Genomic DNA, 10,635 nt, shown 5'->3' with positions numbered 1-10,635 from the left:
GGCCTTTTGCAAGTCTATTGTGCAGGAACGCTCTGCACTGCGTCTTGGTTCCGTCCAACCTCGATCAGCTCGCGTCGGGCGGCTTCATATGCGTCTGTGCTGCCCCGTCGCGACAAACGGTCGTTCAGGATCGTTTCAGTCTGATCCAGCAGCCCTGCCCGCAGGCCGGCATCAATGGTCAACCGTTCGAAAACATCCCGCTGTGCGTGGCTGCCACCGGCAAGCTGCATGTCGCCCCGTGCGGCGGAAAGATGGGCAAATGCCTCGGCAAAGCGGCTTTCGCCAAACGCGGCCAACCCTTCGGCGGCGGACACGCCGGGGCGCGCCATGCGCTGGTCAATCTCGGTCTGGTTGGTATCGGCATCGCGATGAATGCGCCGCAGCAGATTTGCGACCTCGGCATCGCGTCGCTCGGCACTAAGGGCCAGCAGATAGTGCAGATCGGCAAAGATCAGACAGCCATCTTCGGTTCGTGCCGCACTCAGATCAGCCAGTTCCTGCCAACGGTCGCCGACATCGACACCCTCCAACTCGAGCCGTGACAACAGCGAAGTCGCGTTGGAGATATCACGATAGTCATCGGTCTTGTCGCTGCGAATGTCCCGATCATAGAGATCAAGCGCCGCCTCGGTCTGGCCCTGATCCAGATGCATCAACGCTTTGTGCCACCAGACGTGATAGCGGAAATTGTTGCAATGCGCCCAAGCGCCTTCGCGCCCGGCAATCCATTCCAGCCCCTTTTTCGCGTTGCCCGTCATATCGTAAACATGCGCGACTGCATGCAGACCCCAGGCATCATTCGGCGCAGTCCAGAGCGCCTGACGCCCGGCAATCTCGGCGCGGTCGTATTCACCGGTTTCCTCAAGCGTAAAGGCGTGACAGCCCAGCAGATACCCATGCGCCGCATGATCCGTGCCATAGGCGGGCTGCACACGTTCGACCGAACGGCGCATACCGGCAATATCGCCGAGGACAAAGCGAATGGCGTGGCTCAGCTTCATCGCCAGCGCGTCTTCGGGATGATCGCGCAGCACCTGTTCCAGCAAGCGAATGGCACCGCTGGGCTTGCCTGTCATCCAGATGTCCAGCGCCTGCACATAGGATCGTTCCCGCGCAGTTGCCTGCCCCTGTGCCAGTGCCTGCTGTGCATTGGCCAGATCGCCCTCCGCCACCTCCAGCAACTCGCGACGCCCCAACAACAGATAGAACATTCCCTTGACCGCATGACCCAAGGCGAAACCGGGTTCCGCTTTGAGTACCGCCATCAGATGGGTCGGAGTAACGGCGGAATGCGCCAGAAAGCCCAACATCGCCGCGTTCCAGTCTGTCAGGCTGGCAGGCTGCTCGAGGCTGGTAGGTAGGCCGAAAACATCACACTTCATCTAGGGGTCCAATTCTGCTTGGAGATCACGCACTGCGACTCGCTTAGCAAACAGTAGGCCATTGAAATATCGCTATGTCTCATACTCTCGCATTGGTGAAGAGCCGTGTGATGGATGAGAGAATTGTTGCCGAGCAAAACAGGCGTTTTGAGCAAAAACACGTCTAAATTGAAGCGAAACACGCTTAAGCTGTGGCTATTCTGCCAGTTCTCTGACCGATCCGGCCAAATTACAGGCGGCCGTCGTACCCGCCCGGGTCGATTTCAGCGGCAATCACGGTAAAGCGGTCGGCACTCTGGGCTTCTTGCAGAGCTTGACGCAGCTCTGCGCGGTTGCTCACCGACACGCCATTGCCTCCAAAGGCACGGCCCATCGCCGCGAAATCGTGACGCAGAAAATCTACGCCCAAATTGGTCATCTGTCTCTGGCGCTGTTTCAGCTCGATCAGAGCAAGGCTAGCATCGACAAAGACCACGGATATCGCCGGTGTACCCAGCTCCGCTGCTGTCGCGAGATCGCCAGCCACCATCAAGAACCCCGCGTCGCCGGAAAAGCTGACCACCGGACGTGCGGGCTCCGCCAATTTGAGACCGATTGCCAGGGGCAACGCGCAGCCCATCGTGCAAAGCGCGGAGGATTGCACCAGATCCCGCGGCGCATGACATGTCCACATTTGCGACAGCAGGATACGGTGCGCGCCGCTGTCGGCGGTTGCAAGCGTGTCACGGGGCAGCACATCGCGCGCCTCTGCAATCACAGCAGCGGGGCCCCACGTATCGTCCATGGGAAACGCCTGCGCCAGCCCGGCCTTGGCCTGCTCGGGTTCGCGGTCAGGCCAGGTTTCTGCGACACGGGTCCCCTGCGCCAAGGCCTCGAGCGTGGCACCGGTATCGGCGACAAGGTTCAGCCCGGCCTGATGCATATGATGGGTATTGGGTTCGGCGGCGATGTCGATCACGTTCTGCCGGGTTGTGTCCCAGACATTGCGCCACCCAGGTCGCATCTCGATCGGATCGTACCCGATCGCCAACACCAGATCAGCCTGCTGCACCAGTGGCAACAGGTGCTGGTCGGCCAATGGCGACAACCCGGCCCCGCCAAGGCACAGCGGATGATCCTCTGCAATGACACCCTTGGCCTTGTATGTGGTCACGAACGGGATCTGGAAATGCTCGACAAAGGCCCGCAATACACAGGCGGAATCATCCGCCAGAACATCCAGCCCGACAATAGCCAGCGGACGTCGCGCCTGCGCCAGCCAATCGCGGGCCTGCGCAAGGTCTGCGCCGTGCGGCACCACGGGGGCCGGTTTGCGGCTGCGACGGATGACGGACTGTGAAACCATCGTATCGGCAACCCCGATGGGCACGTCGAGATGCACCGGACCCGGGCGCGGTGCCGTGGCGGCCATCACGGCCTTGTCCGCTACGATCCCCGCCCCCGCCGCGGTAAGGCGAAAGCTGGCCTTGGTGATCGGGCGAAACACCGCCTGATGGTCCAGAACCTGATGGGTATAGCTCAGCGCCTCATCCTCATCAACGCAACCGGTCAGAACGATCAATGGCACCCGATCCTGCAGCGCGTTGGCCACCACATTGACGCCGTTCATTGCGCCCGGACCAAGCGTTGCCACCAGAATGCCCGGTGCGCCATCGCGGTGATGCACGCCTTCGGCCATGAACCCCGCTGCGTTTTCATGCTTGGCAAGGACAAACCGGATGCCGGCCTTCTCCAGCGCATCGACCATTGTCAGAACCTCGCCCCCCGGCATGCCAAACGCATGGCGGCAGCCAGCGTCATACAGCCGCCGGGCAAGAATATCTGCGGCGCGCAGGTCGGGTTGCGGCATGTCGTTAAACTCCGTTTCGTTTGCGGCGAGATTGACCGTTCCGATGGCCACCGCAACCCCGATCACGTCAGTGTGACGACATGACCGCAGCATCGGCAATCGCTGCGAAACGTTGATCCAGCATGGCTGCGAGATCAGACAAGTCCTCGCCACCTTCATCCGCATACGGCGCAAAGACATGAGAGGGTGTCTTGTAGGACAACGTGCTCGTACCGTCCGGCGATTCGGTAACATAGAAGCGGATCGGGGCCTCGATCATCGCCGCCGTGGAGGTGGCCAGCACGTTGACCGCAAAATCATTGTTGAACACGCCGATCACCCGGTTGCCGGGGATGGTGATGCCGCGGCTGGCGGCCATCGCCGTTGGCCCGGCTTCGGTGACGACGCCCATGCCATTTGCCTTGGTGGCGGTTTTCACCGCCGTGACAAGCGTCTCAAACGGCATATCGGTCGGCATCACGATCCAGCCGTCGCGTTCGGCGACCGGCCCCGCAAACAGCGCACTCCCACAGCTCAGCCAACAGGCCAGTATCGCAAAATCGAAAATTCGCATCGTTGGTAATCCTTTCGCCGCCACCGACAGTACTGCCGCAGGACGCCGAGGGCCGGAAATCACAATCACGTTCCCTTTGCTGCGTTAACGCTCCCTGCGGCAAGCCAAACTTGCGCCGGGTTCCCGATCCGATAGAACCGACGCATGCAAAATGACCTCCCCCTCACCCATGATGTCGTTCTGATCGGCGGCGGGCATACCCATGCGCTGCTCCTGCGCAAATGGGGGATGCGGCCTCTGCCCGGTGCGCGCATGACACTGATCAACCCCGGCCCGACCGCACCCTATTCCGGCATGCTCCCCGGATTTGTTGCCGGTCACTATACGCGCGACGATCTGGATATCGACCTCATCCGGCTGGCGCGCTTTGCCGGAGCACGGGTTGTCGTGGCGGCGGCGCACCATATCGATACGGCCAACCGTCAGGTGCATGTGGCAGGTCGCCCGCCAGTGGCGTTTGACCTGTGTTCGATTGATATCGGTATTACGTCTGACATGCCCGACCTGCCGGGGTTTTCGGATCATGCGGTGCCGGCAAAACCTTTGGGAGTGTTTGCGGAAAGGTGGGACCGGTTCGCGAAAAGCGCGAACCCAGCAGATGTGGTGGTGATCGGCGGCGGTGTAGCAGGGGTCGAACTTGCGATGGCAATGGCGCACCGCTTGCGGGGCCGCAAGGCGACGGTCACGCTGATCGAGCGGGATCAGGCCCTGACGGCAATTGGCGCGCACGCTCGCACTCGCATCCTGAAACAGATGCAGGCACTAGGGGTGACGGTTCTGGAACAGGTCGAAATCGCTGAGATACGCAGTGAAGCCGTGGTTCTGCAAGATGGGCGTAGCGTGGCGTCCGGATTCACAACCGGGGCGGCCGGGGCGCGCGCCTATGACTGGCTCGGTGCCAGCGGGCTGACCATGCACAATGGGTTTGTCTCGGTGAACAGGTCTCTGCAAAGCAGTGACGGCGCTATTTTCGCGGTCGGCGATTGTGCCCATATGACGGAAACACCGCGCCCCAAGGCCGGGGTTTACGCGGTGAGGCAGGCGCCGATCCTCTATGATAACCTCTGCGCCGCGCTCAGCGGTGGCGCCCTGCAGACGTATCAACCGCAAAAAGACTATTTGAAACTCATCTCGCTCGGGCAGCAGAGCGCACTGGCGGAACGGTTTGGCCGGAGCTGGACCGGATCGCTGATGTGGCGATGGAAGGATCATATCGACCAGACCTTCATGAACCGATTCCGTAACTTGCCAAAAATGGACGCCCCCGACCTGCCCCCGGTTCACACCAGCGGCCTTGCCGAAGCGTTGGGTGATAAACCCCTTTGTGGCGGCTGCGGCGCCAAAGTGGGCCGCACTGCCCTGCGTGCGGCTCTGGCCCCATTGGCGGGCAATCAACGTGCAGATGTTACACCGCTGCCCGGCGATGATGCGGCGTTGCTGACCACAGGCGACGTGAAACAAGTGATGACCTCGGATCATCTGCGGGCGCTGGTCGACGACCCGGTGATGATGACCCGCATCGCCGCCAATCATGCGTTGGGCGATATCTGGGCGATGGCGGCTGCACCGCAGGCGGCAACCGCGACACTGATCCTGCCGCGCCTGTCCGCGACGCTGCAACAGCGGATGCTGGCCGAGATCATGACAACCGCCACTGAATGTATGCGCGCAGCCGGGGCCGAGATCGTTGGCGGCCACAGCTCGGTTGGGAGCGAGCTAACTATCGGTTTTACCCTCACCGGGCTGTGCGACAGCGACCCGGTCACGCTGGCGGGGGGGAGACCCGGCGACGCCCTGATCCTGACCAAACCGCTGGGCAGCGGCGTCCTGATGGCCGCTGACATGGCCGGAGAGGCACATGGCGAATGGATCGTTGCCGCGCTGGACCATATGGTTCAGCCGCAATCCGAGGCTTCGCGCATCCTTGCAGGAGCTCATGCGATGACGGATGTAACCGGCTTTGGAATCGCCGGGCATCTGCATGGCATTTGCGAGGCTTCGGGAACCGGTGCCACGCTGACCCTCGACGCAATACAGCTGATGGATGGCGCGCTGGAGATGGCCGACGCGGGCATCCGCTCCACATTGTTTGACGACAACCGTGCCTTGGTGCCGGATCTGCCCACCGGCGGGATCGCCGATCTGCTTTACGATCCGCAAACCGCAGGTGGATTGCTCGCCGCCGTTGCCGCCACAGAGGCAGATGATCTGGTCACCGCATTACGCGCGGCAGGGTATCCGGCGGCGCAAATTGGCCGACTGACCAACACAGTGGGTCAACTGAGTTTGCAAGTGCCTTGATCCGCCACAATGCACTTGATCTGCGCAGCAGTCTGATCCAGCCCAACCTCATCCAGCGTATCCATTGGAACTTCGGCAATCACCCGCGCAGATATCGCCTTGCGCGATTTGTCATAAGCCGGGTCGTAATGTTGTTCCATCAGCGCCCGCGTAAGCCCCGGCTTGTCACCTTCCTTGATCCGTTCGAGCCAGCCGTCCACCACCGCGTTGCCGCGAAACGCGCGAAGCAAGTCGAGCAGTTCCATCATCCGCTCTCCGTCTGACAACACATCGTCATAGGCCCGCACGAGATAATCGGTGCGCGCGGCAATCGGGGCATTGAGTTGAATGCGCGGCGCGTCCTTCATCGCGACCCAGAGGCTGGGCGGAATGATTCTCTCGCCGATCTTGCTCGACTCTGCCTCGATCACCACAGGGCGCGACGGATCCAGCTTCTCCAACTCCATCGCCAGCGCGCTTTCAAATGCCTTCTGGCTTGGCTGAGGGGTCGCCATGCGCCCGAGCAACGACCCACGATGCCCCGCCAGCCCTTCCAGATCGAGCATCTGCACATCACGCGCCTTCAAGCGATGCAACAGATCGGTTTTTGCAGTGCCGGTATACCCATCCAGCAGAATCAACCAGTGCGCCATCGGCACGTCATAGAGCGCTGCATTCACCAACCGCCGATAGCTGCGATAGCCGCCTTCGATCACCTCGGCCCGCCAGCCGATTTCGCGCAGCATCCATGTGAACGATCCCGACCGCTGACCACCCCGCCAGCAATAAACCAGAGGCCGCCAGCCGCCTTCGTGATCGCGCAGCGCCGTTTCCACGTGATGTGCGGCGTTGCGAAACACCAGTGCAGCACCCAGCTTGCGCGCGAGAAACGGGCTTTGCTGTTTGTAAATCGTGCCGACCTCGGCCCGTTGCGCATTGTCGAGAACCGGCAGGTTGATTGCCCCCGGGAAGTGATCTTCGGCAAACTCCGCAGGGCTGCGCACATCAATCACGGTGTCAAATCCGTGTGCCAGAAGATCGGGTAGATTATCAAATTTAAGGGCCATGCCTTTCTCTATCTCGCCCGTGCGGGCAGCGAAAGGCATGGCGCATGATCGTGCGCTACCTACCGACGATACGGCCGTCCAGATAGGGTTGATAAGATCCGTTCTCGGCAAGGAATTCCGCCGTCACATCGGCAAGGTCAGGACCAAAATCATAGGCGTTCTTGTCGTCGCCCGCGAACATCGCATAGCCGTCGCCGCCATTGCGAACATAGTTGTTGGTCACAACGCCATAAATCTTGTCCATCTCGATAGGCGCATCGCCAACCATCACGTCAGACACCCGTTCACCGGCAGGTTTGGACGCATCAAAGGCATAGGTCATACCCGCAACTTGCGCAAAGCGCCCTGCCCCATCCTCAATCTGGCTCGCCCCGTTTTCCAGTGCGTCGACAACAGTGGCACCCGACACCTGGAAGGTGGACAATGTGTTCTGGAACGGCAGCACAGTCAGGACCTCGCCCATGGTCACCTCGCCCGCATCGATCGACGCGCGAATGCCACCACCGTTCTGGATCGCAATCTCAATGCCCTGATCGGCGACGCGGGCCAACATCGCATCGGCAATCAAATTGCCCATCGGGCATTCCCCGGCGCGACAGACCGAACGGCCCCCTTCGATGGCTTCCGAAGTATCGGCGACAACCCTCGTTTTCATCTCGATGATCGGGCCGGCCAGTTCGGCAACGCGGGCCACGATGGCGGGGTCTTCTTCAACCGACGCGTCCAGCAGGATAGTGTCACCCGTTGCGCTGACTACATTGCCGTCGTCGTCAAAGGTCAGGATCAGGTGCCCCACGTATTTGGAATAGGCATAGGCCTGAACCACCGGCACGTCGCCGATCATCGTCGGATAGGCCATCGCGCCATCCTTGGTATTGGAGAACTCAGTATGCGAATGGCCTCCGACAACCACATCAAGGCCGGGAACCGCTGCCGCAATTTCCATGTCCTTGTTCACGCCCACATGGGTCAGCGCGATGATCTTGTTGACACCCTCTTCCTGCAGCATCGCGACATCGGCGCTCAGGCTGTTGATTTCGTCCTGGAAAATGACCGCCTCACCGGGGCTCGAGGTTTCGACGGTATCTGTTGCGAGCGCAGAAACGATACCGATCTTTTCGCCGCCCACATCCAGCACAACATGGTTTTCGACCTTGCCGTTCAGAACATTCGACTGCGATACGTCAATGTTCCCCGAGATGACGGGAAAGGACACTCCATCGACAAGTTTGCCGAGCCCTTCCGGGCCATCATCGAATTCGTGGTTGCCCACCGCCATCGCATCGAACCCGATGTGTTCCATCATCTCGATTTCGACGTCACCCTTGTAGGTGGTGTACATCAACGAGCCTTGGTATTGATCGCCCGCGTCCAGAACCACGACATTCTCATCCGCCAGTTCTTCGCGAAGCTGCGCGATCTTTGTCGCCACCCGCGCATAACCGCCAAAGCATTCGCCCGCTGCGTTGTCTTCTGCGCTACAGGTCGAGTCATACTTGCTGACCGGTTCGATCCGGCTGTGCAGGTCGTTGATGTGAATCACGTGCAGCGTGTAGTCAGCCAGCGCCGCACCCGTTGTCAGTGCAAACGTCGCGGCAGAGGTCAGAAGTATTTTCAGCATGTCGAACTCCCAATTGTTCCATAATTTGCCTAAACCCTGCGCCGCTTTGCCGAACTTGTCAAAGCAGATCAGGCGGCCTGACGCTGCGACAGGCATAGAGGCTTGACCCTTGAAACCGCGCAGGGCATCACCGCCGCCATGTTGATCTACAAGATATTCCGCGCCGACGAATGGGCTGCGCTCGAGGCTGACGGTGAAACCCTTGGTGCTCCAGTCGATCTGGCCGATGGGTTCGTGCATTTTTCGACGTCCGAACAAGCCGCAGAAACCGCAGCCAAGCACTTTGCAGGGGCCGATAATCTGGTTCTGCTGGCAATTGATGCTGACAGCTTGGGCGATGCGTTGAAATGGGAGGTCTCGCGCGGTGGCGCGTTGTTCCCGCATCTCTATCGTGTGCTGCGTCGGTCCGATGTGCTTTGGGCCAAACCATTGCCGCTGGTTGATGGTGCGCATCAGTTCCCGGAGGATATGGCGTGAGCGTACTGGAGAAACTCGGGCTCGCGGCGCTGCATCGGGTGGATCCTGAAACCGCGCATGGGCTTGCAATGCGGGCGCTGCAAACCGGGCTGACCACCGCGCCGGGGCCGATCACTTCGGACCGGCTGCGCACCAACGTGGCCGGGCTAGCGCTGCCCAATCCCGTAGGCCTTGCCGCCGGCTTTGACAAAAATGCCGAAGCCCTCGCCCCGTTGTCGCGCGCCGGTTTCGGCTTTGTCGAGGTGGGTGCCGCCACGCCGCGCCCGCAGCCTGGAAACCCACGCCCGCGCCTGTTTCGCCTGACCGAGGACCGCGCTGCGATCAATCGGTTTGGGTTCAACAATCAGGGGATGGAGGCGATCGGCGCAAGGCTGGCCAAACGACCACGCAATGCGGTGATTGGCCTGAACCTCGGGGCCAACAAGGACAGTACGGATCGGCCCGGTGATTTTGCCAGCGTGCTGCGCCATTGCGGCGCGCATCTCGATTTCGCCACGGTCAATGTCTCTTCTCCCAACACCGAAAAGCTGCGCGATTTGCAAGGCAAGGCGGCCTTGGCGGCCTTGCTCGGCGGTGTGATGGAGGCCTGTACGGAACTGGCGGGCCCTCTGCCCGTGTTCCTAAAAGTCGCGCCCGATCTGGATCAGGCGGAATTGGCAGACATCGCCCACGTGGCCCGTGAAGCGCATGTGGATGCAATCATCGCGACAAACACAACCCTGTCGCGGGACGGATTGCAAAGCCCACATCGTGACCAAACCGGTGGTCTTTCGGGTGCGCCGCTGTTTGATCGCTCGACCCGCGTGCTAGCGCGACTAAGCGCGCTGCTGGACGGTGACATTCCCCTGATCGGCGTCGGCGGGATTGGCAATGCTGAGCAAGCCTATGCCAAGATCTGTGCAGGTGCGTCGGCGGTCCAACTATATACCGCGCTGGTTTTTGGCGGGCTCTCCCTCGTTGGCGAGATCGCGACCGGTTTGGACCGATTGCTGGAACGGGACGGATTTGGCAATGTCGCAGAGGCTGTCGGCAGCAAACGAGAGGACTGGCTATGATCGATATCTGGCACAACCCGCGGTGTTCGAAGTCGCGGCAGGCAGTGGCTCTGCTGTCCCAAAGCGGAGCGGCGTTTCGCGAACGGCGGTATCTTGAAGACGTTCCGACACTGCAAGAGCTGAGACATGCACACGCAGCGCTTGGCCGCCCACCGGTGATCGAGATGATGCGCACCGGCGAGAAACTGTTTCGCGAACTTGGCCTGAGCAAGACGGATGACGATGATGCCCTGCTGCAAGCCATGGCCGAGCATCCGATCCTGATCGAACGCCCGCTGGCGGTTTCTGGTCGGCAGGCCGTGATCGGGCGACCCCCCGAACGGGTACTGGAACTGCTCTGAACGCTGACAG

General features: G+C 60.9%; 9 protein-coding genes. 4 read left to right on the top strand and 5 right to left on the bottom strand.

What is annotated here, in order from left to right; genetic code table 11:
- Window positions 1-14: 14 nt before the first annotated feature.
- The 3 genes from ABJO75_RS19945 to ABJO75_RS19935 all read right to left on the bottom strand — a co-directional run bounded on the left by ABJO75_RS19945 (window position 15) and on the right by ABJO75_RS19935 (window position 3,784).
- Window positions 15-1,382 (bottom strand): tetratricopeptide repeat protein, encoded by a 1,368-nt coding sequence (locus ABJO75_RS19945; RefSeq protein ID WP_348134664.1) that lies wholly within the window; start codon window positions 1,380-1,382, stop codon window positions 15-17.
- A gap of 229 nt (window positions 1,383-1,611) precedes the next feature.
- Entirely contained in the window at window positions 1,612-3,231 is a 1,620-nt protein-coding gene (locus tag ABJO75_RS19940; RefSeq protein WP_348134885.1) for a thiamine pyrophosphate-binding protein, read from the bottom strand.
- Between the two features lie 67 nt (window positions 3,232-3,298).
- The gene (locus tag ABJO75_RS19935; RefSeq protein WP_348134662.1) at window positions 3,299-3,784 is read right to left on the bottom strand and encodes a DUF302 domain-containing protein; all 486 of its coding nucleotides are present in this window, start codon (window positions 3,782-3,784) and stop codon (window positions 3,299-3,301) included.
- Between the two features lie 144 nt (window positions 3,785-3,928).
- Between ABJO75_RS19935 and selD the strand changes: the two genes are divergently transcribed.
- On the top strand, window positions 3,929-6,085 hold the full coding sequence (selD, locus tag ABJO75_RS19930; protein ID WP_348134661.1) for a selenide, water dikinase SelD: 2,157 nt from the start codon (window positions 3,929-3,931) through the stop codon (window positions 6,083-6,085).
- Here the strand turns inward: selD and mnmH are convergent.
- Window positions 6,061-7,131 (bottom strand): tRNA 2-selenouridine(34) synthase MnmH, encoded by a 1,071-nt coding sequence (gene mnmH / locus ABJO75_RS19925; RefSeq protein WP_348134659.1) that lies wholly within the window; start codon window positions 7,129-7,131, stop codon window positions 6,061-6,063. The two genes, selD and mnmH, sit on opposite strands and share 25 nt — an antisense overlap.
- Before the next feature lie 55 nt (window positions 7,132-7,186).
- A complete protein-coding gene (locus ABJO75_RS19920; RefSeq protein ID WP_348134657.1) occupies window positions 7,187-8,752 on the bottom strand; it encodes a 5'-nucleotidase C-terminal domain-containing protein in 1,566 nt (521 codons plus the stop codon).
- A gap of 138 nt (window positions 8,753-8,890) precedes the next feature.
- Between ABJO75_RS19920 and ABJO75_RS19915 the strand changes: the two genes are divergently transcribed.
- The 3 genes from ABJO75_RS19915 to arsC are packed head-to-tail and all read left to right on the top strand — an operon-like array spanning window position 8,891 to window position 10,625.
- Window positions 8,891-9,229 carry a DUF952 domain-containing protein gene (locus ABJO75_RS19915; RefSeq protein WP_348134883.1) on the top strand — a complete coding sequence of 113 codons (339 nt, stop codon included), beginning with the start codon at window positions 8,891-8,893 and terminating at the stop codon, window positions 9,227-9,229.
- The gene (locus ABJO75_RS19910; protein ID WP_348134655.1) at window positions 9,226-10,284 is read left to right on the top strand and encodes a quinone-dependent dihydroorotate dehydrogenase; all 1,059 of its coding nucleotides are present in this window, start codon (window positions 9,226-9,228) and stop codon (window positions 10,282-10,284) included. The genes ABJO75_RS19915 and ABJO75_RS19910 overlap by 4 nt, the downstream gene beginning before the upstream one ends.
- Window positions 10,281-10,625, top strand: a complete 345-nt coding sequence (arsC, locus tag ABJO75_RS19905) for an arsenate reductase (glutaredoxin) (RefSeq protein ID WP_348134653.1) — start codon at window positions 10,281-10,283, stop codon at window positions 10,623-10,625. Before ABJO75_RS19910 ends, arsC begins: the two co-directional genes overlap by 4 nt.
- Window positions 10,626-10,635 lie beyond the last annotated feature (10 nt).

It is taken from the genome of Sedimentitalea sp., assembly GCF_039973035.1.
Lineage (GTDB): Bacteria > Pseudomonadota > Alphaproteobacteria > Rhodobacterales > Rhodobacteraceae > Sedimentitalea.
This window is presented reverse-complemented; position numbering and strand designations above follow the sequence as displayed.